General features: G+C 69.8%; 20 protein-coding genes. 15 read left to right on the forward strand and 5 right to left on the reverse strand.

Features of this window, described 5'->3' with window-relative positions; genetic code table 11:
• Window positions 1-182: 182 nt before the first annotated feature.
• Window positions 183-611 (forward strand): cobalamin B12-binding domain-containing protein, encoded by a 429-nt coding sequence (locus tag VGC13_RS14020; protein ID WP_331125883.1) that lies wholly within the window; start codon window positions 183-185, stop codon window positions 609-611.
• A gap of 128 nt (window positions 612-739) precedes the next feature.
• Here the strand turns inward: VGC13_RS14020 and VGC13_RS14025 are convergent, their stop codons facing one another.
• Window positions 740-3,760 (reverse strand): SEFIR domain-containing protein, encoded by a 3,021-nt coding sequence (locus VGC13_RS14025; RefSeq protein WP_331125884.1) that lies wholly within the window; start codon window positions 3,758-3,760, stop codon window positions 740-742.
• Window positions 3,761-4,086: 326 nt separating this feature from the next.
• Between VGC13_RS14025 and VGC13_RS14030 the strand changes: the two genes are divergently transcribed.
• The 6 genes from VGC13_RS14030 to rnz all read left to right on the forward strand — a co-directional run bounded on the left by VGC13_RS14030 (window position 4,087) and on the right by rnz (window position 11,031).
• Complete coding sequence (locus tag VGC13_RS14030; protein WP_331125885.1) at window positions 4,087-5,739, forward strand: acyl-CoA carboxylase subunit beta; 1,653 nt, start codon at window positions 4,087-4,089, stop codon at window positions 5,737-5,739.
• A gap of 135 nt (window positions 5,740-5,874) precedes the next feature.
• Complete coding sequence (locus VGC13_RS14035) at window positions 5,875-6,546, forward strand: Uma2 family endonuclease (protein ID WP_331125886.1); 672 nt, start codon at window positions 5,875-5,877, stop codon at window positions 6,544-6,546.
• Between the two features lie 170 nt (window positions 6,547-6,716).
• Window positions 6,717-7,325 (forward strand): Uma2 family endonuclease, encoded by a 609-nt coding sequence (locus VGC13_RS14040; RefSeq protein WP_331125887.1) that lies wholly within the window; start codon window positions 6,717-6,719, stop codon window positions 7,323-7,325.
• Window positions 7,326-7,443: 118 nt separating this feature from the next.
• A complete protein-coding gene (locus VGC13_RS14045; RefSeq protein WP_331125888.1) occupies window positions 7,444-8,538 on the forward strand; it encodes a YcxB family protein in 1,095 nt (364 codons plus the stop codon).
• 68 nt (window positions 8,539-8,606) lie between these two features.
• On the forward strand, window positions 8,607-9,980 hold the full coding sequence (locus tag VGC13_RS14050; RefSeq protein WP_331125889.1) for an acyclic terpene utilization AtuA family protein: 1,374 nt from the start codon (window positions 8,607-8,609) through the stop codon (window positions 9,978-9,980).
• 136 nt (window positions 9,981-10,116) lie between these two features.
• Complete coding sequence (rnz, locus tag VGC13_RS14055) at window positions 10,117-11,031, forward strand: ribonuclease Z (RefSeq protein WP_331125890.1); 915 nt, start codon at window positions 10,117-10,119, stop codon at window positions 11,029-11,031.
• 704 nt (window positions 11,032-11,735) lie between these two features.
• Here the strand turns inward: rnz and VGC13_RS14060 are convergent.
• The 4 genes from VGC13_RS14060 to VGC13_RS14075 all read right to left on the reverse strand — a co-directional run bounded on the left by VGC13_RS14060 (window position 11,736) and on the right by VGC13_RS14075 (window position 16,466).
• Entirely contained in the window at window positions 11,736-12,056 is a 321-nt protein-coding gene (locus tag VGC13_RS14060) for a hypothetical protein (RefSeq protein ID WP_331125891.1), read from the reverse strand.
• 608 nt (window positions 12,057-12,664) lie between these two features.
• Window positions 12,665-14,212, reverse strand: coding sequence for an NAD(P)/FAD-dependent oxidoreductase (locus VGC13_RS14065; protein WP_331125892.1), 1,548 nt, complete (start codon window positions 14,210-14,212; stop codon window positions 12,665-12,667).
• Complete coding sequence (locus VGC13_RS14070; RefSeq protein WP_331125893.1) at window positions 14,209-14,952, reverse strand: lycopene cyclase domain-containing protein; 744 nt, start codon at window positions 14,950-14,952, stop codon at window positions 14,209-14,211. The genes VGC13_RS14065 and VGC13_RS14070 overlap by 4 nt, the downstream gene beginning before the upstream one ends.
• Window positions 14,949-16,466, reverse strand: coding sequence for a phytoene desaturase (locus VGC13_RS14075; protein WP_331125894.1), 1,518 nt, complete (start codon window positions 16,464-16,466; stop codon window positions 14,949-14,951). The genes VGC13_RS14070 and VGC13_RS14075 overlap by 4 nt, the downstream gene beginning before the upstream one ends.
• 194 nt (window positions 16,467-16,660) lie before the next feature.
• On the opposite strand from VGC13_RS14075, the gene VGC13_RS14080 reads away from it, so the two are divergent.
• The 8 genes from VGC13_RS14080 (at window position 16,661) to groL (ending at window position 25,158) form a co-directional block, all read left to right on the forward strand.
• On the forward strand, window positions 16,661-17,521 hold the full coding sequence (locus tag VGC13_RS14080; protein ID WP_331125895.1) for a carotenoid biosynthesis protein: 861 nt from the start codon (window positions 16,661-16,663) through the stop codon (window positions 17,519-17,521).
• Window positions 17,518-19,434, forward strand: a complete 1,917-nt coding sequence (locus VGC13_RS14085) for a squalene/phytoene synthase family protein (RefSeq protein ID WP_331125896.1) — start codon at window positions 17,518-17,520, stop codon at window positions 19,432-19,434. Before VGC13_RS14080 ends, VGC13_RS14085 begins: the two co-directional genes overlap by 4 nt.
• Window positions 19,431-20,012: a hypothetical protein gene (locus tag VGC13_RS14090; RefSeq protein ID WP_331125897.1), complete on the forward strand. Its 582-nt coding sequence runs from the start codon at window positions 19,431-19,433 to the stop codon at window positions 20,010-20,012. The genes VGC13_RS14085 and VGC13_RS14090 overlap by 4 nt, the downstream gene beginning before the upstream one ends.
• The gene (locus VGC13_RS14095) at window positions 20,005-20,706 is read left to right on the forward strand and encodes a lysophospholipid acyltransferase family protein (protein ID WP_331125898.1); all 702 of its coding nucleotides are present in this window, start codon (window positions 20,005-20,007) and stop codon (window positions 20,704-20,706) included. The genes VGC13_RS14090 and VGC13_RS14095 overlap by 8 nt, the downstream gene beginning before the upstream one ends.
• Window positions 20,703-21,836, forward strand: a complete 1,134-nt coding sequence (locus VGC13_RS14100) for a glycosyltransferase (protein ID WP_331125899.1) — start codon at window positions 20,703-20,705, stop codon at window positions 21,834-21,836. Before VGC13_RS14095 ends, VGC13_RS14100 begins: the two co-directional genes overlap by 4 nt.
• Complete coding sequence (locus tag VGC13_RS14105; protein ID WP_331125900.1) at window positions 21,829-22,554, forward strand: phosphatase PAP2 family protein; 726 nt, start codon at window positions 21,829-21,831, stop codon at window positions 22,552-22,554. Before VGC13_RS14100 ends, VGC13_RS14105 begins: the two co-directional genes overlap by 8 nt.
• Before the next feature lie 582 nt (window positions 22,555-23,136).
• Complete coding sequence (gene groES, locus VGC13_RS14110; protein ID WP_349264212.1) at window positions 23,137-23,439, forward strand: co-chaperone GroES; 303 nt, start codon at window positions 23,137-23,139, stop codon at window positions 23,437-23,439.
• A 78-nt stretch (window positions 23,440-23,517) separates the two neighbouring features.
• Window positions 23,518-25,158 carry a chaperonin GroEL gene (gene groL / locus VGC13_RS14115; RefSeq protein ID WP_331125901.1) on the forward strand — a complete coding sequence of 547 codons (1,641 nt, stop codon included), beginning with the start codon at window positions 23,518-23,520 and terminating at the stop codon, window positions 25,156-25,158.
• The last annotated feature ends 84 nt before the right edge of the window (window positions 25,159-25,242 follow it).

Here is a 25,242-nt window from a genome sequence, read left to right on the forward strand (position 1 = left end):
GCGGCGAGCTCACTCGCTCCCGCGTGCCGTGCGGCACGAACCTGGAGACTACGCGCCGAAGCGGCACGCGGGCTGCAACGCTTGCTTGCCGCAGGCTCGCAACCCGCCTTATGTTGCGCGGTCTGCGCCCGGTTCGGGTGGCAGGCGGGAACCCGCACACGAACGCACGCCAGATTCATCATATGCCTGAACGGAAGATCCGGGTGCTGGTGGCCAAGCCGGGGCTGGACGGCCACGACCGCGGCGCCAAGGTGGTTGCCGCCGCGCTGCGCGACGCCGGCATGGAGGTCATTTACACCGGCCTGCACCAGACGCCGGAGATGATCGTCAACGCCGCCATCCAGGAAGACGTGGACGTGGTGGCGCTCTCCATCCTGTCCGGCGCGCACATGACGCTGTTCCCGGCGGTGCACGAGGCGTTGAAGGCCGAAAGCGCCGACCACATCCTCATCACCGGCGGCGGCATCATCCCCGAAGAGGACATGCGCGCGCTGGAAAGCCGCGGCATCGGCAAGCTGTTCGGCCCGGGCACCACCACCGTGCAGGCGGTCGACTACATCCGCGGCTGGTTCGCCGAGCACGGCCGCGACCGCGAGGCCGTGGCATCGTGACCGTCAGGGCGGTCCCTCCGCCCCGATCTCAGCGCCGGAGCACGCCGCGATAGCAATCGGCGCGCATCGTCACTTCGTCGATGCGCGCCGGTGTGCTCCGGCTCGTTTAGCTGCTTCCGCGTCTCCGCCTACCAGTTTTCCGCCGCAGTCTCGGCGTCTTCCAACTCTTCCTTGCGCCGCCAGTAGCCGCACTCCTCAATGAGCTTGCGCGCGGCGGCGAGGTCCGCGTGCGGGCTGTCCCACGGATACGGCGTTACCGCGTGGAACAGCCGCGCCCGGTAAAGGTGGATGTCCGCCATGTGCAGCCGCATGGGCCCGCGCTCGGCGATCTCCCACGCTTCATCCAAGTCTGTGCGCGCGCCATTGAAGTCGCCTGTCCAGTACCGCAGCCACGCGCGACTTAGCAGACCCCGTGAAAGATAGTCGATCTGGCCTGCGCGGCGGTGACCACCGACGGCGGCGTCCAGGTGGTTCTGAGCAGCGGCCGGATCAATCAGCGGCGCGGTACCCAGAACTGCTTGGCGTGCCGACTCACGAGATTGCACGATGCATTGGTACAACGACGCGCGTCCCAAGGTCAGGTGGTCCTGCGCGATAGTGAGGATTGAGGTTCTGTTCTCCCTCAGTGTCCGAACAGCTCGGTACTCCACATCGCGGCAGGTGGCAACCTCGTCGATCTCAACCCCACCTTGGCCTGCGGCGGGCTCTCGCAAGCCGAGCACACACCGCCAGGCAATTCGCTCCGGCTCGCTCAGACGCAGATCGCAATACCGGAATCCTTGCAGCGAGTACAGGAGAGGGTATTGCGGCTGCCGTTCCGCCTGCATTTCCTCCGCTTCGTGAAAGAGCACCCATGCCTTGTCACGGCGGTCCGCCTGATGCAGAGCGTTGGCAAGGTCTGTACGACGAGCCATACGGTGAAATGCGTCGCCGCTGCGGTCGGCGTGGCGCACAGCCTCCTCTGCAACCACCACCGCTCGCCCTATGTCACCCACGGTCAGTTCCAACTCGGCCAAGTTGCCGGCGCCGATCGCTCCATTCGCCCACTGCTTCTCCTCAACCGCCATTGTCAGGGCGGCTCGCATGGGCTGGAGAGCTTCGGAGAGACGGCCGAGCGCTCGTAGGCGGAATGCGGTTTCGTAAAGAAGCCAAGACCGGGATTTTCGTCTTATAAGCGGAGAAATCTTGGCCCACGGCTGATCGAAGAAGCAGGCCACGGCGCTCAGGTCAGCGGCGAAAGCTCCAAGGTGCTTGATGCTATAGGCTTGGCCGCGCAGAATCCGTTCCCAGTAGACCCTGTCACACGCTTCCTGATGTCGTTGCGCGTGGCAGCCGTGCGCCACAGCCTGGTACAGCGGCTGGAGTCCATCGAGTGTGTCCGGCCGGTGCTCCACGCTATCGCGGAGATGTTCGTAGAGGCGTGAGTGTCCCTTCCGCCACGCTGCGGGGGTGTGGTCGCGGAGCCGCTTCGCGAAGTACTCGCGGATCAGCGGGTGGGCATCGAGCGCTCCCGAATCTCCTGAGTCCGACGCCGATACCAAGCCGCAGTCGCTCAACGCAGCCACGGCCAAGTTCCACTCCTCCTCCGTAAGGTCCACAATGGGTTCCGTTAGTCCCGCAATGACCGGCGGTTGGCGTAGCGCGTCCAGGCATGCGGCGTCGGACGGACGGTCGAACAGTCCCATCAGGCGGAGGATTGCGAGTTGGCGCGCGCCCTCCTCGCCTCCATCCGTCAGCCATCGCTCGTACGCCGCCATTGCCTTGAAGGCGTGACCACCCTGGATACTCTTGTCCGCCTTTTCGAATCGCACCCGGTCTCGCCGGCGGACGTCGCCCTCGTGGGCACGGACGAGGTAGCGGCCCAGTAGGTCCAGCGTGAGCGCGTGTCCCTCCACCTCATCCACCAGTGCCTTCAGTTCTTTCTCGCTTCCCTTGACGCCCAAGGTGCGAAGAAGATCGATACCGGCAAGTGTGGACAGGCGTTCTAGCCACAGTTCAGGCGCGGTGGATGCGCGGAATGAGGCAAGGTCGCTCACGCGCTCACGCGTCGTTACCACGCACAAACTGGAGTTGCGTTGAGCGAGCCCCTTCAGCAGAGACGCGACAGCGGGATCGCGCAGTTCACCGGCTAGCGGGCCGGGCGGGTACTGCAGCGGCTCCAGTCCGTCTAGCACCAGTAGCGCCCGCCGCTCCGCCACAAGCTGCGCCAGCCGGGCGCCCTTGTCCCACGGCGAGACGGCGCCGGCGGCCATCTCCGCGTCGCCAAAAAACTCCAGCGCGCGATTGATGAACTGGTCTGCCGAGGCGCCGCCCTGTTCTCGCGTTCCCTGGCTGTAGAACGACCAGTCGAAGTACGAGGCGCCGTCGTAGCCGCGTTGCGCCAGCGCCGCAGCCCAGTGCGCGACCAGCGACGTCTTGCCCACGCCACCGAAAGCCACAATGGTGAGGACGCGTGTCGCGGGATCGGCCCACGCTGCATCTAGTCGCGCCAACTCCTCATCTCGCCCAATTAGCTTCTCCGCTGAATGCCGCAGCCGCGTCGGCGCGATCTTCTGTGGCGAGGAGGGCGCAAAGAGCTGCGCCTTCGTTTTGGAGATGTCTGGGGTACCGGCGGCGGGTTCTGCGGCAAACGAGAGTGGCTCCCCGCGCCTACGCCCCTTCCGCCGCACGTCGCCGAGGGTCCGCGGCTCTACCCCTGCCTCGCCAAGCAGGAATTCGTAGAGCCGCTCGTAGGCAGCCTCTGAATCCAGCGTGTAGTGCGTGACTGAGCGCAACGGCTCAGGGATGTAGCGTTCGTCGGCGTAATCGAAGAGGATGGGGACGAACTTCAGCGTATGGCTGCGGGCGTCGTAGGCTTCCTGCGTGATGAGCGCGCCTTCCCAATCCGCACCTTTGCCCTTTCCGGGCTGCTCGTGTCCGCGGAAGCGACGGTGGTAGGTCTCGGTGCAGACCAGCAGGACGAACTCCGCTGCATCCAGTTCATCGAGCATCCACCGGGCCCATCCCCCGGGCGGCGTACCGTTGACGTACTGATCCACCTGGGCGTCGATGCCGTCCTGGCGAAGCCGTTCCGAGAGCGCGAGCACCCGCTGCTCGTGCTCCGGCGAGTCATGGCTGTAGCTGATGAAAATCCGAATCTTATCGCTCATGGACGCTGGTCGGATGGCGTGCGATGAAGCGTGGAGACAGGCAGCGGAGGTACGCGTCTGGAAGATAGTTGGAGTACTCGCGAAAGACCATTTTCTGCGGAGAGCGTGAATTGGACCTCACATGAACGCCCTCTGCGCCACCCATGTTCTCCCCGTCTGTCCCGCCGGGCGCTTGCCGCATGGCCCAGACGCGGCCTAAGTTGAGCCGTTCCCACGCAACCGGCGGGTCGGCTTTCGGGCCCCCGCGAGATCGACCGCAAGAGAATGCCCCAAGCGAACGAACGGCTCCGGTGGAGCATGCCCCGTCCCGTCCCGGCGAGGGCCGGATGACCCCTGCCGGCATCGATACTCCCGAAGCCGAGGCGCCGCCCGCGAAGGGGCGCGCCCGCACGCTTGCCCGCGAGGTGCGCGAACTGGAGGCGCGGCTGCGGCAGGGCGGGGGGGCCAAGCGCATCCAGAAGCAGCACGACGACGGCAAGCTGACCGCGCGCGAGCGCATCGCCCTGCTGATGGACCCGCGCACCCGCTTCCAGGAAGTGGGCCTGCTGGTCGCCTACGACCAGTACGAGGGGCAGGCGCCGGGCGCCGGCGTGGTGACGGGCTTCGGCACCGTGTGCGGGCGCGAGGTGGTGGTCATCGCCAACGACGCCACCGTCAAGGCGGGGTCGTGGTGGCCCGAGACCATCACCAAGATGCTGCGCGCGCAGGAGATCGCCATGCGCTGCCGTGTCCCCATCATCTACCTGGTCGACAGCGCCGGCGTGAACCTGCCGTACCAGGGCGGCGTGTTTCCCGGGCAGTACGGCGCGTCGCGCATCTTCTATTACAACAGCATCATGCGGCGCTACCTCAAGGTGCCGCAGATCGCCGCCGTCATGGGGCCGTGCATCGCCGGCGGGGCGTACCTCCCCGCGCTGAGCGACGTGATTTTGATGGTGGAGGGCACGTCGTTCATGGGGCTGGGCGGGCCGAATCTGGTAAAAGGCGCCACGGGGCAGACGGTGGACGGCGAGACGCTCGGCGGCGCGCTGACGCACAACGCCATCAGCGGCGTGGCGCACTACCGCACGCCGGACGACCGCACCTGCATCTCGCGCATCCGCGAGCTGGTGAAGCAGCTTCCCCGCGAGGCCGCGTCCGCGCTGCCCATCGGCGAGACGAGGCCGGGCGCGCGGCCCGAGGCGGACCTGTTCGACCTGCTCCCCGAAGACCACAAGCAGCCGTACGACATGCGCCAGGTGCTGGGGTGCATTCTGGACGGTGGCGTGCTGGACGAGTTCCAGGCCGACTACGCGCCGGAGATGATCTGCGGCCACGCGCGCATCCAGGGCGTGCCCGTGGGCGTGATCGCCAACGCGCGGGGAATGCTGAAGGACCCGCACGGCGGCGCGCCCAAGTTCGGCGGCATCATCTACGCCGATTCGGCGGACAAGGTGGCGTTCTTCATCGAGACGCTGAGCCGCCACGGCACGCCCATCCTGTTCGTGCAGGACGTCAGCGGCTTCATGGTGGGGTCGCAGGCCGAGCACTCGGGGATCATCCGCGCCGGCGCCCGCTTCGTGGAGGCCATGGCGACGGCCGGCGTGCCCAAGATCGTGCTGACGATCAACCACGCATCGGGCGCGGGGTACTACGCCATGGCGGGCCAGGGCTTCGACCCCGACTTCATCTTCACCTGGCCCACGGGGCGCATGGGGGTGATGGAGGGCGACAGCGCCGTGGCGGCCCTGTTCGGCCCTCAGCTGGAGGCGCTCAAGAAGGAAGGCAAGCAGCCGGACGAGGAGATGAAGGCCAAGATGGCGGCCGTGCGCGCCGACTACGACAAGCAGCTGGATGCCCGCTACGCCGCCGCGCGCGGTTTCGTGGACGCCATCGTGCAGCCGGACGAGACGCGCGCCGCGCTGGCGCTGGCGCTGCGCACCTCGCTCAACAACCCCGGCCCGCACCTGGGCGCCTTCGTCCTGCCGCCGCACGTGTAAAGCATCCGTCCGGTGGCGTGAACTGGACAAGATTGACGGCGGGGAGCGGACGGCATTAGAGTTGATGCCGTCCGCTTCTTCGTCCAGATGCGTTGTTGTCGAACATTCCGTGGTCACGATCGAAGGAAGGGACGCATGGCCGTTCAATTCGCCCAGCCGTACCGGTTCACCGAGCAGCAGCTGGCTCGCATGGCCGACGCCGGCATCATCCCGCGGGCGGAGACCAATCTGATCGAAGGCGTTCCGTTCCGGGCCGGTGCTCCCTTCCGGTTCTCGAGCGACGACTACTATCGCCTTGGTAAGATCGGTGTCCTTGCCGAGAACGAGCGGGTCGAACTCATCGATGGGGAAATCATCGAAATGACCCCGGAGGGGACCCGGCACTTCGCGTGCGTCGCTCGCCTGATGCGTCTGTTGTACCCACGCGTCCGTGGCGCGAGCGTGCTTTCCCACGGCTCTCTCTTTCTTCCTGACGAGTACCGGCCCATGCCGGACCTGATGATCCTTCGTCTCAGTGAGGACGAGTACGAGCACGCGCATCCGACGCATGAGGATGCACTCGTGGTAATCGAAGTCTCGGACACTTCGCTCCGGTATGACCGGCACGTAAAGGCCGGCCGTTACGCGCACGCCGGCATTCCGGAGTACTGGCTGGTGGACCTGACGCGCGACACGGTTTCCGTCCATCAGAGCCCCGTCGCCGGTCAGTACGTGGACGTGCGCGTATACGGCTTCGGGGAGTCGTGGGCTTCGCCTGGACTGGGCGGCCTGGAAGTGGCTGTGGATGACGTGCTGAAACCGCGGTGAGAATACGCCCGGTCCGGACCCGCTTTGTCCCTTGCAGGTGCACGCAGGTGGCGCCAAAAGATACAGTCTTGACGTGTCCGGTCCGCGCGATTAGGGTTCACTCCGTTCGCTTTGTCGGGCCCTATCGTTGCATGTCGATCGTGTAGTCGCGAGGTAGCAAGGAGCCGCAGATGAGCACCGCGATCGAGATGGAGAACGAGATCGAGATGGATCTCACGACAGAAGCGGAGCCGCAGAAGCGGCGCTTCACGGTCGAGGAGTTCCAGCGGATGGGCGAGGCCGGCATCATCGCACCCGACGAACGGGTGGAGTTGATCGACGGAGAGATCATCCAGATGACTCCAATTGGTCCTCGTCACATGGAAGCGGTTTTCGCCCTCGAAGATTATCTGCGCCCGATCGTAGGACCCGAGGTGCGGATATCCATCCAGATGCCGGTTCAGCTTCCCGCATCCCAACCCCATCCGGATCTTACGCTGTTCCCCCACAATGCCCGGCGCAGCGGCGAGCTTCCGTCACCATCCGCGTGCCTGCTGGTCGTGGAAGTGGGGGATTCTACGGTCGACTTCGATCGCAAGAACAAGCGCCTGGATTATGCGCAGGCCGGGATCGCCGAATACTGGGTGCTCGACTTGCCCAAGCAGGTGGTCGTGGTTCACCTGGAGCCTGGCTCGGGCGACTACCGCAATGTGGCCGAGTACCCCCGCGGTGCGGCCTTCCATTCGCCCGCGCTGCGCGGGCGCGAAGTACGCGTGGAAGAGGTGCTGGGGCCAGCCTGATCCCTTCCCGGGTTGCCGCCGCGGCGGGGCGGGTGATATATGACTCTCCGGAGGCTGCATGGGCGGCCTCCGGATTGTTTTTGGGACGATGATCCGGCTCGCGCACACCCCGCCGTCGATGACCATGCCCCTGTCGCCCGCGCCGCCGCGGGAGCTGAGCTTCGAGCTGAACCCCACGTTCGCGGAGCACCTGCGGGCGCAGCGGGCGGCGCAGGGGCACGGGCGCGGGCGCCAGGTCCGCACGCAGCAGCGCGTGGGCGCGGTCATCGGCCTTGCGCTGGGGCTGGTGCTTCTGTACACGGACGACGGTTCGCTCGGCGTTGCGGACTGGGTGCTGCTGGGCATCGTCGTCGCGCTGTTCCTGTCTCCGCTGCCCAACATCCTGCACGTGCGGCGGATGCGCCGCGCGGCGGGCGGACCGGCCCGGGTGACGCTGTCGGAGCACGGGGTGCGCACGTCGGACGCGCGCGGCGCCAACACCGTCGCCTGGGCGGCGGTGCGCGCGGCGACGGAGACGGACGAGTTCATCGTCTTCGACCTGGACGACGCGGGCGGCTTCTTCGTGCCGCTGCGGGTGCTGCGCGAAACGGGCGTGCTGGACGAAGCGCGCGCGCTGATCGCCCGCGGCCGCGGGGCCGCGGCGAAGCCTGATGCGGCGCAGGCGGGCGCGCCGCCGGCTTCCCCGAGGGAGGCGCCGGGCGGACCGGCGGTCACCGTCGACGTCGCGCCGACGCTGTGGGAAGAATTGGCCGCCCAGCAGCAGGTGTGGTTCCGGTCGCGGCAGGGGAGGCAGCTCACCGGCTACTTCATCGGCGCGCCGCTGGTGCTGCTGGCGCTTTTCCGCTGGTCGCTGGGGCCTCAGGGTGTGCGCGACAACCTGTACCTGCCTATCGGCGGCGCGACGGCGGCGCTGGTGGTGATCCCCGCGCTGGGCGTGATCATGACGCTGCTGCGGCGGGGGCTGACCCACGGCCGCGTGGTCCCCGTGCGGATGACGGTGGACGACGCGGGGCTCACGCTGGCGGGCGGCGGAAACAGCGTCACCACGGCGTGGCCCGCGATCCGCAGGGTGCAGCGGGCGGGCGGCGTGCTGCTGTTCTGGATCGACCGGAACACGGCGCACTATCTGCCGCTGCGCCTGCTGGGTGGCGCGGCGGACGAGGCACGCCGCGTCATCCGCCGGCACGCGGGCGACCGCGCGGCGCTGGGCTGACGGAATTTCTCGGCACAAACATCCACGCGCCCACGCGGCGCGCTTCAAAATCGACCCTCATCGACCCGATGAAACAGACCATCCGCATCGCCAGTGGCCAGGGCTTCTGGGGAGACCAGCTGGACGCCCCGAAGCAGCAGGTGGAGGGCGGCCCCATCGACTACCTGATGCTCGACTACCTGGCCGAGGTCACCATGTCGATCATGCAGAAGCAGCGCAGCCGCAACCCGCAGGCGGGGTACGCGCGCGACTTCGTGCCGCTGATGGGCGACATCCTCCCCGCCGTGGTGGAGCGCGGAATCCGCGTGATCGCCAACGCGGGCGGCGTGAACCCGGCCGGCTGCCGCGACGCGGTGCTGGAAGAGGCGCGCAAAGTCGGGCTCGGCGGCCGCGCGCGGGTGGCGATGATCAGCGGCGACGACATCCTGGAGCGCCTTCCCGACCTGCTGGCGCGCGGGGTGGAGCTCAGGAACATGGAGACGGGCGAGCCGCTGTCCACGGTGCTCGACCGCGTACAGAGCGCCAACGCGTACATCGGCGCGCGGCCCATCGTGGAGGCGCTTCGGCAGGACGCGCACGTGGTGATCACCGGCCGGTCGACGGACACGGCGCTGACGTACGCGCCCATGATCCACGAGTTCGGCTGGAGCGTGGACGACCACGACCGCATCGCGGCGGGCGTGGTGGCGGGGCACATCAACGAGTGCGGCGCGCAGGCCTCCGGCGGCAACCACCTGGTGGACTGGCGCAACATCCCGGGGCTGGCGGACGTGGGCTATCCCATCATCGAGGCGTCGCCGGACGGCTCGTTCATCGTCACCAAGCACGACGGCACGGGCGGCCGGGTGAGCCTGGCCAGCGTCAAGGAGCAGCTGGTGTACGAGATGGGCGATCCGCACAGCTACATCACGCCCGACGTGGTGGCCGACTTCACCAGCATCCGGCTGGCCGAGGCGGGCGCCGACCGGGTGCGCGTGCACGGCGTGCGCGGCGGCCCGGCCACGCCGCTGCTCAAGGTGAGCATCGCCTACTCCGACGGCTACAAGGCCACGGGAACGCTGGTGTACAGCTGGCCCGACGCGGTGGAGAAGGCACAGATGGCCGACCGGGTGCTGCGCGAGCGGATGGACCGCATGGGGCTGAAGTTCGACGAGGTGCTGACGGAGTACGTGGGGTGGAACGCCACGCACGGCCCCCTGGCCGGCCCGCCGCCGCCGGACCTGCCCGAGGTGACGGTGCGCTGGGGCGTGCGCGGGCAGGACCGCGCCGCCGTGGAGCGCTTTACCAAGGAGATTGCGCCGCTGGTGCTGGCCGGCCCCCCGTCGGTGACCGGCTTTGCGGGCGGGCGCCCGGCGGTGCAGGAGATCATGGCGTACTGGCCGGCGCTGATCCCCAAGACCGAGATCGAGCCGGGGCTGAGGGTCGAGGTCACGACTGCATGAGGGAGTGCGTGAGTGCGGTAGTGCGTCAGTGCGGGAGTGAAGTGCGAAAGTGCGAGAGTGCGAACGTGCGAGAGTGGTCTCTACCGCACTCGCGCACTCACGCACTCACGCACTTCTCTGCCAGGGAGGCTGCCGGATGCGCATAACCTTCCTCGGCACCGCCGCCGCGCGCCCCACGGTGGGCCGCAACGTCTCGTCGCTCATCATCCAGCGCGAAGGCGACGTGATGATGTTCGACTGCGGCGAGGGGACGCAGCGGCAGATGATGCGCTACGGGACGGGGTTCTCGTTCAGCGACATCTTCTTTACGCACCTGCACGCCGACCACTTCCTGGGCGTCATCGGGCTGCTGCGCACGCTGGGGCTGCAGGCGCGCGAAGAGCCCATCGACCTGTGGACGCCGCGCGGCACCACCGACACGCTGCGGCAGGCGGTGGAGCTGGGGGTGGAGCGCGTCCCCTTCGAGGTGCGCATCCGCGAGCTGGCGCCGGGCGACGCGGTAAAGCGCGGCCTGTACGACGTGGTGGCGTTCCGCACGCAGCACCGCGGTGGGCTTTCCCTGGGCTACGCGGTGGTGGAGCACCCGCGGCTGGGGCGCTTCGACGCGTCCAAGGCGCGCGAGATGGGGATTCCCGAGGGGCCGCTGTGGGGCAGGCTGCACCACGGCGAGGCGGTGGAGGTGGACGGCCGCGTCTTTCGCGCGGAGGACCTGGTGGGGCCGGAGCGGCCGGGGCGGCGCGTGGTGTACACGGGCGATACGCGGCCCTCGAAGGCGACGATCGAGCATTCCCGCGCGGCGGACCTGCTGATCCACGAGGCCACCTTTGCGCAGGACGAGGCCGACCGCGCCCAGCAGACCGGCCACTCCACCGCCCGCGAGGCCGCCGAGGTGGCGCGCGAGGCGGGGGTGCTTCGGCTGGCGCTCACGCACTTTTCTCCGCGCTACGCCGACGACCCGCGCCTGCTGGAGCGCGAGGCCCGCGCGGTGTATCCCGACGCCATCACCGCGCACGACGGGCTGGTGATCGAGGTGCCGTACCGCGACGGCTGAGAGCCGGAGTGGTGCCGGGTGACGCGTGGTGAGGATCGAACCCCTGAAAGTGCTTTACGAACAGCGGAGTCGCTTTGACTTCCTGAGGGAGGCGCCCGCGCCTGACCCGCTGCCACGAAACAGCTTGGCGCCGACCGAAGGATCTGGCCGGCAGTACGAATGGGCTGGATCGCAACTCGGGATCTGGCCCCGTTGTGTCCGAGCGTAGATCCTTCGGTCGCGCGGAATCGATTGTGTTCCTTCCGGTTCCTTCGTGTGCGCTCCCTCAGGAAGTCAGGCGCTAGCGTCAGGAACTCCTGAGAGCGTGTTTAAGAATCCGACGCTGCGCATCCAGGCAGATCTATTAGCGCTGTCATTCCGAGGCCCGGCCACGCCGTAGCCTGCTTTCACACCAGAGGCTGCAGGGCCGAGGAATCTACTGTCGGATTGCTGGAGGGCAGACGCGGTAGCCCGTGCCTGCTTCGCGGCTACGACACGGGCGGACAGGGCCAGTGCCGGAGCGGTGCGGCGGGCCACCAGCAGCAGACAGTAGATTTCTCAGTCGGCGCGCCGGATTTCGTGCGAGCCGATGGTGCGGTGTGGCGCCTCCTTCGAAATGACAGACCCGCGCGAGCGCAGGGATTCTTAAACACACTCCGAGAAAGAAAACAGCGTCCGCGGAGAATCTCCGCGGACGCTGCGTTTCGTGGAGCCGGGGGTTCGCGCTACTCGATGGGGTAGCAGGGATCGCACGATGCGTTCGCGCAGGTCTGCTGCCAGCACGTATAGCACGTGTTCGCGCAGCTTCCGTAGCAGCTGGCATAGCACGATCCGTAGCAGCTGCCGGCGCAGGTCGAGCCGACGTCGGTGTACACGGGGCACGCCATCGTGTAGTCGGTGTCGATGGGCTCGCAGGGCTGGTCGTAGCTGGGGCCCACGCCGCCGCCGCCATGGGCGCGCACCGTTCCGCTCTCGCCGCTCGCGGCTTCGGAGGTGGAGAAGGTGTCGACGCGGAGATCGTCCAGCTCCAGGCGCAGCTTGTTCATGGTCTTCTCGTCCGGTGCACGTAGGTGGGCCGTTCGCCGGCCAGCGATGGTGGGGACGGGAAAGGAAGCGCATTCTGGCGGAATACGCAAGGCGCCGTAGAGGCGCGTTCCCGTGGGTTTTCTGCGGATGCCAGGCTGCACGGGCGAATGAATTCGCTGCAACAACCACACGAAGTCCGCCTTCGCGGGCTGTCGGATCTGGAGAACACGGACGGTGCGGTGCGCGCCCGGGCTTCCGGGCGGGCCGGCCCTTCCGCACCCGAGCAGGTGAAGCCCCGTTCGGCGAGCGCAGCGAGCCGAGACGGGGCTTATCGCTTTCCCAGCAGCGGATTCATCCGCTCATCTGTGGTGGCTCGTTCGTGCGGGTTCCGAGGATGCCGAGGCCGCAAGGGCGAATGAATTCGCTGCAACAACCACACGAAGTCCGCCTTCGCGGGCTGTCGGATCTGGAGAAGACGGACGATGCGGTGCGCGCCCGGGCTTCCCGGCGGGCCGGCCCTTCCGCATCGAGCAGGTGAAGCCCCGTTCGGCGAGCGTAGCGAGCCGAGACGGGGCTTGTCGCTTTCCCAGCAGCGGATTCATCCGCTCATCCTCACCGGGCTCCCCCCCTACACCCTTCGCTTCTCCAGATCCCGCAGCAGCACCCGCGCCGCGTTTCGGCCCGAGGCGCCCATGATGCCGCCGCCGGGGTGCGTGCTGGCGCCGGTAAGGTACAGGCCCTTCAGGTGCGACCGGTAGCCGGCCATCCCCGCCATCGGCCGCAGCCCGAACATCTGGTCCAGGCTCATCTCGATGTGCATCACGTTGCCGCGCGGCAGCCCCAGGTCGCGCTCCAGCGCAAGCGGATGCTGAAAGAGGCGGCCGACCACCTTGTCGCGCGTCCCCGGCGCGTACTTCTCGAAGGTGTCGAGGATGTTGTCGGCCACCGCGTCGCCGATGTCGTCCCAGCTGCGGCCGCCGGAGAGCTCGTACGGATAGTACTGCGCCCACAGCCACAGCACCTCGCCGCCCGGCGGCGCCAGCGAGTCGTCCACCGCGCTGAAGGTCATCGCCACGATCGGCGGGTCCTTCGCGGGTTCGCCGCGCAGGAAGTCGGCGTACGCGTCCGCGATCTGCTGGCGGTCGCGGCAGAGCAACTGCAGCCCCACGCGCGCCTCGCGGCCGGGCGACGCGGCGTACGACACGGGCTCGCGCAGCGCCAGCCGCAGCACCGCGCCAAAGCCGTTGCCCACGCGGATGGCGTCCGTCCCCGGCGGGCGGTGCGCCGGGGGCAGCAGCCGGCCCAGCGTCTCCAGCACGTGCGCGCCGCTCAGCACCGCCCGCGCCGTGCACGCCCCCTCCCGCGTTTCCACGCCGATCGCGCGGCCGTTTTCCACCACGATGCGCTCCACCGGCGCGCCCAGGTGCACCTGCCCGCCGTGCGCCTGGACGTGCCGCGCCAGCGCCTGCGTCAGCATTCCGCTTCCGCCGCGCGGCCGCGCGATGCCGCCCTCGTGGTAGAGCGGCTGCCAGAGCAGAAACGGCGCGGTCAGCGGCTCGTGCGGCGGCGGGCCGCTCTGCGCGGCCATCCACACCAGCGGCGCCTTGACCTTTTCCTCCTTGAAGTAACGGTCCACCACCTCGCCGTACGGGGTCAGGATGGTGCGCAGCGCCCGCTTCCAGTCCCCCTGCACCGCCTTGCCGCCCACGAACTTCTTGCCCAGCTCCCACGGGCTGGGCACGCTCAGGAACGCCTCCTTCACCGCCCGGGCGAACGGCCGCCAGTCCGCCAGGAAGCGCCGGTACGCCTCGCCCTCGCCGGGGAAAAGCGTCTCCAGGCCGTGGATGGTGCGGTCTTCGTCGCGGTGGATGAACAGCGCGGTCCCGTCCTGGTACGGCGCAAAGAAGAGCGGATCTAGCTCCAGGTACTCCAGCCCGAACTTCTCCAGCTCCAGCTCCCGCAGCACGGGGGTCAGGCGGATGAGGATGTGCGCGCTGCCGCCCAGGTCGAACTGGTAGCCGGGGACGATCTCCTCCGTCGACACCGCGCCGCCGGCGATGTGCCGCCGCTCGAAGACGCGCACGCGGTAGCCGGCCTGAGCCAGATAGGCGGCGGAGATCAGCGCGTTGTGCCCCGCGCCCACGATGGCGACGTCGCAGTCCGTGCCGCGCCTCATTGCGCGGACGCCACGGGCGACGGCTGCGCGGCCGGCTTGCGAAAGGGGTAGAGGAAGAGCGTAAGCCCCTGCACCACCATGACGTTGGTCGCCAGGAAGAACGTCGCCTCCTCCAGCGGCAGCGAGCCGAACTTGATCCCCAGCGTGTGCGCTTCGGAGATGCGCCAGATGCCCAGGTGGATGGCGATGGCGTCCGCCACCCACAGGTACAGCGTCGGCATGCCGATCCCCAGCAGGTACGCCCGGGGCGCCGCGGCGATGCGCCCGGCGCCCAGCGCCCACTGCGCGGCCAGCACCGGCGCCGCCCACGCCAGGATCATCCCCAGGTACGTCCCCTCCTGCCGTCCCAGCAGCCACACGCCCAGCAGCGTCAGCGCCCCGTACACGGCCGTGCCGCCCCAGCGAAATCCGGCCGTCGCGGGGGGTACATCCTCCGAGACCGGCGGCGCCAGGCGATAGAACCAGAAGCCGGTGAGCAGCGGCTGCAGGATGAAGAACATGTACTCTTCGATGGGGATCAGCCCGATGGTCCCCACCACGCGCTCCGGGCCGTAGCTCCACACGCCGCGGCGGATGAGCTCGCTGTCCCACGGCGTGGTGTAGACCAGCGCCAGCAGGATGACGCCCGGCAGCGCCAGCAGCGCCCGCGAGCCCAGCCGGCGCAGGTGGCCGCGCGACGCAAGCGCCAGAAGGATCAGCGGCGGCAGGATGAAGACCAGGTGAAACTGCAGGTACGTCATCGGCCCGCGCCCGCCATGCTGGGGAGCGGCGCCCCGTGCGCGGGGCGGGGGACGATGCGCTCCAGCACCTTCGCGGAGCTGAGCACGCCCGGCACGCCGCCGCCCGGGTGCGTTCCCGCGCCCACGAAGTACAGCCCCGGTACGTCGTCCGAGCGGTTGTGATAGCGGAAGTACGCCGACTGCGTCAGCCGCGGCTCCGGGCCGAACGCGGCGCCGTCCACGGAGCGCAGGTCGTGCTGGAACTCGTCCGGCGTAAGGAACGACGGCGTGGTGACGGTCTGGCTGATGCCGGGAAGGATCCGCCGGTCCAGCTCCGCGAGCACGCGGTCGAAGTACGGCTCCGCCTGCCGCTTCCAGTCGATGCCGCTGCGGTTGTTGGGCACGGGCGAGAGCACGTACAGCGCCTCGTGCCCCGGCGGCGCCAGCGAGGCGTCCGTGCGCGTGGGCGCGTGCAGGTAGAGCGAGAAGTCGTCCGCCAGCCGCTTGCGGCGAAAGATGTCGTCCAGCAGCCCGCGGTAGCGGTTGCCCAGCACGATGGTGTGGTGGGCGACCTGCGGAAACTGCTTCGTGCTGCCGAAGTAGGCCACGAACAGGCTCATCGACTGGCGCTTGCGGGCCACCGCGCGGTCCGTGTTCCGCCTGCGGTGCGCCGGCGCGATCATCCGCGTGTAGACGTACGACGGGTCCGCGTTGCTCACCACCACGTCGGCGCGGATGCGCGTGCCGTCCGCCGTCCGCACGCCGGAGGCGCGGCCACTGGTGACCTCGATCTCCTCCACGGGCGTGTTCAGCCGCACCTCCACCCCCATCTCCTCCAGCAGGGCGACCAGGCCGCGGACGATCTGCCCCGTGCCGCCCATGGCAAAGTGGACGCCCCACTTGCGCTCCAGCCAGTGGATCAGCAGGTAGATGGAGGTGGTGGTGAACGGGTTGCCGCCGACGAGCAGGGGCTCGAAGGTGAAGGCCTGCCGCAGCTTTTCGTCCTTGATGTACTTGGCCACCAGGCCGTAGACGGTGCGGTGGCTCTCCAGCCGCAGCATCTGCGGGATCACGCGCATCATCGTGGTCGCGCGGTCGAACGGCTGGTCGGCCAGCTGCGTGTACCCCACCTCGAAGATGCGCTCGGAGTGCGCGGCCAGCTTTCGGTATCCCTCCACGTCGCGCGGGCTGATGGCGGCGATCTGGGCCAGCAGCCGCTCCTCGTCCTGCACGTAGTCGAAGCTGCTTCCGTCGGGATAGAGGATGCGGTAGAACGGATCCACCGGCACCAGCCGCACGTAGTCGTCCATCCGCCGCCCGGCCAGCCCGAACAATTCTTCCAATAGATAGGGGGCGGTGATGACGGTGGGCCCCGCGTCGAAGGTGTAGCCGTCGCGGCGAAAGACGCGTGCGCGGCCGCCGGGCTGGTCCAGCGCCTCCAGCACCTGCACCTCGTACCCCATCACCCGCAGCCGCACGGCGGCCGCCAGCCCGCCGAACCCGCTTCCGATCACCACCGCGCGAGGTGCCTTCACCCGGATCTCCACGATAACTCTGTTCAACTCTGTTCCCGCCACGGCCACGAGATTGCGGACGTGATCGTACCGCATGTGCAAACCTTGTGCAAGCGTTGTGCAAACAGGTATTCTAATTGCGGTGCTTCCGGGGAACGTGTGCCGCACGAATCCCGCCGCGCGGTGCTCAGGCCTTTTTTCAGCCGCAGGACACGATGCCACGTTCGTCTCCATCCACCGCCACACCGGACCGCTGGACGCGCGCCGCGCTCTGGGTGCTGTGCGCCTTTACCGCCTTTACGATCGCCGGATACGCCAGCTTTGGCCTGCATCCGCAGCTGCTGGCGCGCGTTCCCCAGGTGGCCGGGCTGTACGGCATCGCCTTCCGCTTCTTTGCCGTGGGGCACGTGCTGATCGCCGGCGCCGTGCTGGCGCTGTTCCTGGTGCGCCACGCCGGCGCCCGCTGGCTGGCGGCGTTCGCGGCGCTCTACGGCATCAGCCTGACGTCGGAGCTGCTGGGCACCAGCCTGGGCATTCCCTTCGGCGAGTACGCCTACACGCCGCTCCTGGGGATCAAGTGGTTCGGCCTGGTGCCGCTGGTGATTCCGCTCAGCTGGTTCTTCATGGCGCTGCCGTCGTACGCGCTGGCGCTGCGGGCGCTTCCCGGGCCGGACGCGGCGGGGCGGCGGGTGCTGCTGGCGTCGCTGCTGCTGGCCAGCTGGGACCTGGCGCTGGACCCGGCGATGAGCCACGCGACGAAATACTGGGTGTGGGGCGAGGCGGGGCCGTACTACGGGATGCCGCTGCTGAACCTGCTGGGCTGGTACGTCACGGGCCTGCTGCTGATGGGCGCGCTGGCGGCGCTGCGGGCGGAGTCGTGGATCCGCGACCTGCCGCACCGCTGGCTGGGCGCGTTCTACCTGGCCAACCTGGCGCTGCCGCTGGGGATGAGCGCCGCCGCCGGCCTGTGGGGCGCCGTGGCGGCCACCGTCGCGGCGCTGGCGGCGGCGTACGGCGTGGCGCGCCTGCTGGCGGGGCGCGTCCGCGGCGCCCGGCTGGTGGAGGTGCGCGCGTGAGCGGGGCGCGGACGGTGCCGGCCGACGCGCTGGGCGAGGTGCGCGCGGGGCTGCTGGCCGCGGCGGAGCGCGCCGCCGTGGCGGGAATGCCCCGGCCGAAGTGCGACGGGCAGCTGCTGCGCCCGCTGCTGGCGTACGGCGCCGCGCGCGCCTCCGGCGGCACGGTGGACGATGGGTTCTGGTGCGGCGCGCTGGCCGTGCAGATGGCGCACGAGGCGTCGCTGGTGCACGACGACATCGTGGACCAGGCCTCCACCCGCCGCGGCGTGCCCACGGTGGCGGCGGAGCGGGGGATCGGCCCGGCGCTGGTGCTGGGCGACCACCTGCTGACCTCCGCCTACCGCCTGGCCGCGTTCACGGGGAGCCTGGAGTTCGCCTCCCTCTTCGCGCGCGCGGTCGAGCGGACGGTCGCCGGCGAGATGGCGCAGGGGCGCGCGGCGGGGCGGCGGCTTACGTGGGAGGAGTACCGCGAGATCGCGCTGGGCAAGGCGGGGGAGCTGATGGGGTGCGCCGTCGCGCTTCCCGCGGCGCTGCGGGGGGGCGCGGAGGTGGGGCGCTGCTTCGAGCTGGGCCGGCGGATGGGGCTGCTGTACCAGATGCTGGACGACGTGCTGGACTACTGCCCCGCCGCCGAAACCGGCAAGCCCGCGCTGGGCGACTACGCGCAGGGCCGCTGGACCTGGCTGCTGGACGAGCTGCCGGACGCCGCCTTCGGCGCGGAGCCGGCCGCCTTCGCCGCGCGGCTGCACGCGGCCGCGGACGACGGGGATACGCCGCTGCGCCGGTGCCTGGCGCGGCTGGAGGCGGAGGCGGAGGCCCTCTGCACCGAGCTGCGCGCCACGCTGCCGGGGGACGGCATCCTTCCCGCGCTGGTGGAGCAGTGGATCGACTCCGCGCGGCAGACGGTGGCGCGCGAGGAGGCGGCGCGGCGGCCCGTGGTCGTGCCGGCGCGCCCCGCGTCCGCCGCCCTGCGTGCGCGCGTTCCCGCGGCGGCGGACTGGGGCAGCTACTTTGCCGCCAACAGCCGCTCGTTCCGCTTCGCCTCGCGCTTCTTTCCGCCGGGCGAGTGGGAGCGGGTGGCGCGCGTCTACGCCTTCTGCCGGGTGACGGACGACCTGGTGGACCGGCCCGGCGCGGAGGCGGACGCGGAGGAGATGCTGGACGAGTGGGTCGATCTCTCCCGCCGCGCGTACGGGGGCACGTCCACCGGCCTGGAGCTGCTGGACCGCGCGATGGGGGAGATGGCCGCGGCCGGGGTGCCCTTCACCTACGCGGCGGAGCTGGCGGAGGGGATGCGGATGGACCTGCGGATGCAGCGCTACGCGTCGATGGCGGAGCTGCGCGTCTACACGCACCGGGTCGCGTCCGTGGTGGGGATGTGGATCACGGAGCTGGCCGGCGTGCACGCGCCGCGCGTGCTGGCGAAGGCGGGGGAGATGGGGCACGCCATGCAGCTCACCAACATCCTGCGCGACGTGGGCGAGGACTGGCGCGCGGGGCGGCTGTACCTGCCGGCGGACGTGATGGCGCGCCACGGGGTGACGGAGGATTCGCTCGGCCGCATGTGCCGGGGTGGCGCGACGGACCCCGTCTACCGCTGTATGGTGGAGGAGCTTCTGCGCAGCGCCGAGGCCTCGTACCACGGCGCCTTCGCCGGCATCCGCGACCTGCCGGCGGCGTTCCGGCGGCCGGTGGCGGTGGCGGCGTACGTGTACCGCGGCATCCACGCGCCCCTGCGCCGCGCCGGCTACGACAACCTGCGCCGCCGCGCGGTCACGTCGGGAAGCGCCAAGGCCCTGCTGGCCACGCGCGCGCTGTGGGACCTGTGGATGCTGCAGCGCGCCCCCGCCGCCGCCTTCACTCCGGACGGCGAGCCGCGCGAGGCCGCACCGGTGCGGCTCGCGGGCGCATGATCCGCGTACGGATTGCGATCACCATGCTGGCCCTGCTCTTCGCGACCCCCGCCGACGCCCAGCCGCTTGCCGCGGCGCCCCGCTCCGGGCTGGAGCAGGTGCGGCAGCTGTACCTGGAGGCGGTTCGGTCCGAGCGCGCCATCGCCCGCGGGCTGGCGGAGGTGGAGCGCATGCGTGCCGCCACCCGCGACGCCGGCCTGGACGCCACGCTCACGGCGTATTCCGGCGCGTTCACCACGCTGCGCGCCAAGCACGGCATCTGGCCGCCGGACCGGCTGCGCCACACGCGGGCCGGCCTGGCGGTGATGGACTCCGTCATCGCCGCGCACCCGGGCGACGCGGAAGCGCGCTACCTGCGGCTGATGAGCTGCTACTACCTGCCGGGCCTCTTCGGCCGCACCTGGTCCGTCCGCGACGACTTCGCCGCGCTGGCGGGGCTGCTCCCCATCGTCCGCACGCGGTATCCGGCGGAGCTGTACGCGGCCATCACCCGCTTCGTGCTCGAGAAGGGGCGTCCCTCGCCGGAGCAGCGCGGCGCGCTGGAGGCGTCGCTGCAGGCCGCGCGGGCCGGTGGATAGCCGCTGGTCGCCGCTGGCGGTGCGCGGCTTCGAGGCGTTCTTTCGCCCGTGGCGCGACGCGCGCGTGCGGACGCTGGTCGCCGGGTTTCCCGTGCAGCCGCCGCGCTCCGTCCCGCTGCTGCTGGCCGCCAACCACGTGAGCTGGTGGGACCCGTTCACCCTGCGCGAGGTGCAGCGCGCGCTCCGTCCCGCCGCGCCCTTTCACACGGTGATGCTGGAGTCGGAGCTGGCGCGCCGGCCCTTCTTTCGCCGGCTGGGCGTGGTGGGGCTGGATCCCGCCTCGCCGGCGTCGCTGCGCGGGTGCATCCGCCAGCTGCGGCGCCTGCTGGACGAGCGGCCGGACGCCACCATCTGCTTCTTTCCGCAGGGCCGCATCTGGCCCTCCTTCAAGCGCCCGCTGGCCTTTCGCCCCGGCATCCACCTGTTCGCCCGGGCGCTGGCGCCGCTGGTCGTGCTTCCCATCGGCCTGCACGTGGAGCCGCTGAACGCCACGCGCTCCACCGTGTTCGCCTCCGCCGGCCCCCCGATCCGCGTGGATGCCTCGCTCGATCCCGCGGAGCTGGAAACGGCGGTGGAGCGGGAGGTGGACGCCATCCACGCCTTCCTTGCCCGCCACGGAGAAGACGCGCCCCGGCACTGGCCCGGCCCGCGGGGCACGCTCCCCGCCGCCGCGCCGATGGCGGAGGCGCGATGACCGCGCTCGACCTGCTGAGCACCGCCATCCTGGCCGCCATGCTGGCGGTGGCGCTCTACAACCTCGCCACCGCGCCCCGGCTGGAGAACGCGGGCGAGCCCTCGGCGCTTCCCCTGGTCAGCATCCTGGTCCCCGCGCGGGACGAGGCGGAGAACCTGCGCCGCACGCTGCCGCACCTGCTGCGCACGGACTATCCGCGCATCGAAGTGCTGCTGCTGGACGACCGCTCGGTGGACGGCACGGCGGAGGTGGCGGAGTCGATCACGCGCTACGTGGGCGCGCCGCTGCGCGTGCTGCGGGGGACGGAGCCGCCGCCCGGCTGGGTGGGAAAGAACTGGGCGTGCCAGCAGCTCGCCTGGTCCGCCGCGGGCGACGTGCTGCTGTTCTGCGACGCGGACGTGGACGCCGGCCCCGCCGCCGTTCGCCGCACCGTCGCCGCGCTGCAGCGGCACGACGCCGGGGCGGTGACCGCGCTCCCGCGCCAGCGGCTGGAAAGCTGGATGCAGGCGGCGGTGGTGCCGATCATCGTGCAGCTTCCCGTGCTGGCGATGCTGCCGATCCGGCTGATCCCCATCACCCGCTCGCCCTCGCTGTCGATGGCGAACGGCCAGTGGCTGGCCATTACCCGCGCCGCGTACGACGCCGTCGGCGGGCACGCGGCCGTCCGCGGCGAGGTGCTGGAAGACGTCGCGCTGGGACGATTGGTCAAGGCGCGCGGCCACTGCCTGGTCGTCTGCATTGCCGTGTCGCTGCTGGCGGTGCGGATGTACGACAGCGCGGCGGGGATGCGCGAGGGCTTCCGGAAGAACCTGTACCCCCTGCTGGGCGGCCGCCGCGCCCCGTTCGCGCTGGGGATGGTGCTGCTCGCGCTCGCCTGGATCTACCCCTTCGCCGGCGCCCTGCGGGGGACGGTGGCGGCGATGGTGCCGCTGGCGCTGCTGGCGGCGCTGCGGGTCGCCGCGGCGCTGCTCGTCCGGCAGGATGCGCGCGCCGTGCTGCTGCACCCCGTGGGTGCGCTGCTGGCGGCGGGGCTCGCGATGGAGTCGTGGATCGGGCACCAGCGGGGGCGGGTGACGTGGCGGGGGCGGGCGGTGCCCACCCGGGTCCCGGCGCCGGGGGCGGATGGCTGAAGGGTGGGTGTCGGTCCGGCTGCTGCGCGAGTGCATCCGGCGGTTGAACCGCGGCTACCGCGCGCTTCCCGCGCCCGTGCTGCGCCGGTGGTGGCGGACGCTCGCCATCGGCATGGCGGGGGTGCTGGCGCTGACGCTGGCGTTCATCGTCGTCGGACAGCGGCTGCAGGCGGCGGGCACGCTGGACTGGGAGCGGGGCGCCCTGCGGGCCTTCGTGGACGCGGCGCCGCTTTCGTTCAACACCGCCATCTGGATGGACGCCGGTGGCAACGGGCTGGTGCTGTGGCTGGCGGTGCTGGTCTTTGCCGCGCTGGCGGCGTGGCAGGGGCTCGCGCTCCGCGCGCTGACGCTGCTGGTGGGGTTCACCGCCGCGTACGTGCCGTTCGTGACCGGCTGGGTGCTGTGGGCCCGCGACCGGCCGGTGGAGGTGGAGCGGGGGATCGCCACGCCGGGCGGGCTGCACAGCTTTCCATCCGGCCACGTGGTGCAGGCCGTGGTGGCGTTCGGCATCCTGGCCTACCTGTGGTCCAGCACCACGCCAAAACGCTCTGAGGCGCTGCTCGCCTGGCTCATCGCCGCCGCCGGCGTGGCGGCCGTTGTGGTCGCGCGCCTGCGCCTGGGCGCGCACTGGCCCACCGACATCGCCGCGGGCGCCGTGCTGGGCGCCGCCTGGCTGGCGGTTCTGTTGATTGCCCTCCGCCGCGCGGAATCCGGCTGAGTGCCGACCCTGCGTCTGGTGACGCGCCCTCTCCCCCGACGGGCCTTTTTGCTCGTTCCTCGCAACGGCCGTCGACCCCTCCCCCAAACTGCGGGGGAGGGGTGGTGTGGGACGAGTGGGTGCCCTTCGGATATCTCTCGGAAGCGCGATCGAATTCTCCCCTCTCCGTGAGGAACGAACGGGGAGGGGCCGGGGGAGGGGCACCCGGCCGGCGCAGACCGATGCCTGTCGAAGCGCGTCACCTCTCCCCCGCAGTTTGGGAGAGAGGCCGGGAGAGGGGGCGCCTCTCGGACGCAGTTCGTTCTCCGTCGAAGCATCCACCACCCCCCATCCCCCTCTGCAAATCCGGCCTGCGCTGCGCCATCCTGGCAAGCTGCTGCGCCACTCCGGCACGGCCGGTAAGGTACGCCCCCTGCATTCCCGCGCGGCAGACAGCCTCCCCCCGCCTCTGCTTGACAGCGAGGCTCCGGCGGTTATGTTGTCGGAGCGTTAGCACTCCTCGGCAGCGAGTGCTAACAAGCAGGGGAGGTTGACGTACGGTTTTCAACCCCATCACAACCCATTACGCAGGGAGGTCACCAGATGCCCACCGCGACCGATATCAAGGTCAAGCCGCTCGCGGACCGCGTCGTCGTCAAGGCGCTCGAGGAGAGCGAGCAGATGCGGGGCGGCCTTTACATCCCGGACACCGCCAAGGAAAAGCCCCAGCAGGGCGAGGTGATGGCCGTGGGACCGGGCCGCATCGAGGACGGCAAGCGGGTCGACATGGAGCTGAAGGTGGGTGACAAGGTGCTGTACGGAAAGTACAGCGGCACCGAAGTCACCGTCGAGAACGAGCAGTACCTGATCCTGCGCGAGTCCGACGTGCTGGCCGTGGTCGGCTGAGAAAGCCGATCCGTCCGTAGCACGCCGGTCCGGACCGCTGATATTCTGAAACCCTGAGATAGACGGAGGCATCGAACGATGGCTGCCAAGGAGCTGACGTTCAACACCGACGCCCGCGCCGCGCTCAAGAAGGGCGTGGACAAGCTGGCCGAGGCCGTGAAGGTGACGCTGGGCCCCAAGGGCCGCAACGTCGTGATCGACCGCAAGTTCGGCTCGCCCCTGATCACCAAGGACGGTGTGACGGTGGCCAAGGAAGTCGAGCTGGAGGACGCGATCGAGAACATGGGCGCGCAGATGGTCAAGGAGGTCGCGACCAAGACGAGCGACCTGGCCGGTGACGGCACCACCACCGCGACCGTGCTGGCGCAGGCCATCTTCCGCGAGGGCCTGAAGAACGTGACCGCCGGCGCCAACCCCATGGCGCTCAAGCGCGGCATCGACAAGGCCGTGGAGCGGGTGATCGAGGAGCTCAAGGGCCTCTCGGTGCCGACGGCCGGCAAGAAGGAGATCGCCCAGGTGGGCACCATCTCCGCCAACAGCGACGAGGAGATCGGCAACCTCATCGCCGAGGCCATGGAGAAGGTGGGCAAGGACGGCGTGATCACGGTCGAGGAGGCCAAGGGCCTCGAGACCACGCTCGAGACGGTCGAGGGCATGCAGTTCGACCGCGGCTACAGCTCGCCGTACTTCGTTACCGATCCGGACCGCATGGAAGCGGTCCTCGACGACGCGCTGATCCTGATCCACGACAAGAAGATCAGCACCATGAAGGACCTTCTGCCCATCCTGGAGAAGGTGGCGCAGATGGGCCGTCCGCTGCTGATCATCGCCGAGGACGTGGAGGGCGAGGCCCTGGCCACGCTGGTGGTGAACAAGCTGCGCGGCACCCTGCGGGTGTCGGCCGTCAAGGCCCCCGGCTTCGGTGACCGCCGCAAGGCCATGCTCGAGGACATCGCGGTGCTCACCGGCGGCAAGGTGATCTCCGAGGAGATCGGCTTCAAGCTCGAGAACGCCGTGGTCAGCGACCTGGGCCGCGCCAAGCGCATCGTCATCGACAAGGACAACACGACGATCGTGGACGGCGCCGGCGAGCATACCGGCATCGAGGGGCGCATCAAGGAGATCCGCGCCGCCATCGACAAGACCACCAGCGACTACGACCGCGAGAAGCTGCAGGAGCGGCTGGCCAAGCTGGCCGGCGGCGTGGCCGTGATCCACGTGGGCGCCGCCACCGAGACGGCCATGAAGGAGAAGAAGGCCCGTGTGGAGGACGCCCTGCACGCCACCCGCGCGGCGGTGGAAGAGGGCATCGTTCCCGGCGGCGGCGTGGCGCTGCTGCGCGCCCAGCAGGCCCTCAAGGGCCTTACGCTGGACGATTCGGACGAGCAGATCGGCGTCCGCATCATCGAGCGCGCCCTGGAGGAGCCCATCCGCCAGATCAGCATCAACGCGGGTGTCGAGGGTTCGATCGTCGTGCAGAAGGTGCGCGAGTCCAACGACAAGAACTACGGCTACAACGCGCGCACCGACGAGTACGAGGACCTGGTTGCCGCCGGCGTCATCGACCCCACCAAGGTCACGCGCACCGCGCTGCAGAACGCCAGCTCCATCGCCGGCCTGCTGCTGACCACCGAGGCGGTGGTCACGGAGAAGCCGGAGCCCAAGGGCAACGCCCCCGCCATGCCCGGCGGCGGCGGCGGCATGGGCGACATGTACTGAGCCCGTCGGCCGCAAGGCTGAACGGATTTGGTGGATGAACGGAACCGGCGGAGGGCCTCAGGCTCTCCGCCGGTCCTTTTTCGC

The sequence above is a fragment of the Longimicrobium sp. genome (genome assembly GCF_036399255.1).
Lineage (GTDB): Bacteria > Gemmatimonadota > Gemmatimonadetes > Longimicrobiales > Longimicrobiaceae > Longimicrobium.

Bases quoted from the DNA above. Each gene is read 5' to 3' on its own strand.
- VGC13_RS14020 (WP_331125883.1), top strand. From the start codon at position 183: ATGCCTGAACGGAAGATCCGGGTGCTGGTGGCCAAGCCGGGGCTGGAC.
- VGC13_RS14025 (WP_331125884.1), bottom strand. From the start codon at position 3,760: ATGAGCGATAAGATTCGGATTTTCATCAGCTACAGCCATGACTCGCCG.
- VGC13_RS14030 (WP_331125885.1), top strand. From the start codon at position 4,087: ATGACCCCTGCCGGCATCGATACTCCCGAAGCCGAGGCGCCGCCCGCG.
- VGC13_RS14035 (WP_331125886.1), top strand. From the start codon at position 5,875: ATGGCCGTTCAATTCGCCCAGCCGTACCGGTTCACCGAGCAGCAGCTG.
- VGC13_RS14040 (WP_331125887.1), top strand. From the start codon at position 6,717: ATGAGCACCGCGATCGAGATGGAGAACGAGATCGAGATGGATCTCACG.
- VGC13_RS14045 (WP_331125888.1), top strand. From the start codon at position 7,444: ATGACCATGCCCCTGTCGCCCGCGCCGCCGCGGGAGCTGAGCTTCGAG.
- VGC13_RS14050 (WP_331125889.1), top strand. From the start codon at position 8,607: ATGAAACAGACCATCCGCATCGCCAGTGGCCAGGGCTTCTGGGGAGAC.
- rnz (WP_331125890.1), top strand. From the start codon at position 10,117: ATGCGCATAACCTTCCTCGGCACCGCCGCCGCGCGCCCCACGGTGGGC.
- VGC13_RS14060 (WP_331125891.1), bottom strand. From the start codon at position 12,056: ATGAACAAGCTGCGCCTGGAGCTGGACGATCTCCGCGTCGACACCTTC.
- VGC13_RS14065 (WP_331125892.1), bottom strand. From the start codon at position 14,212: ATGAGGCGCGGCACGGACTGCGACGTCGCCATCGTGGGCGCGGGGCAC.
- VGC13_RS14070 (WP_331125893.1), bottom strand. From the start codon at position 14,952: ATGACGTACCTGCAGTTTCACCTGGTCTTCATCCTGCCGCCGCTGATC.
- VGC13_RS14080 (WP_331125895.1), top strand. From the start codon at position 16,661: ATGCCACGTTCGTCTCCATCCACCGCCACACCGGACCGCTGGACGCGC.
- VGC13_RS14090 (WP_331125897.1), top strand. From the start codon at position 19,431: ATGATCCGCGTACGGATTGCGATCACCATGCTGGCCCTGCTCTTCGCG.
- VGC13_RS14100 (WP_331125899.1), top strand. From the start codon at position 20,703: ATGACCGCGCTCGACCTGCTGAGCACCGCCATCCTGGCCGCCATGCTG.
- VGC13_RS14105 (WP_331125900.1), top strand. From the start codon at position 21,829: ATGGCTGAAGGGTGGGTGTCGGTCCGGCTGCTGCGCGAGTGCATCCGG.
- groES (WP_349264212.1), top strand. From the start codon at position 23,137: ATGCCCACCGCGACCGATATCAAGGTCAAGCCGCTCGCGGACCGCGTC.
- groL (WP_331125901.1), top strand. From the start codon at position 23,518: ATGGCTGCCAAGGAGCTGACGTTCAACACCGACGCCCGCGCCGCGCTC.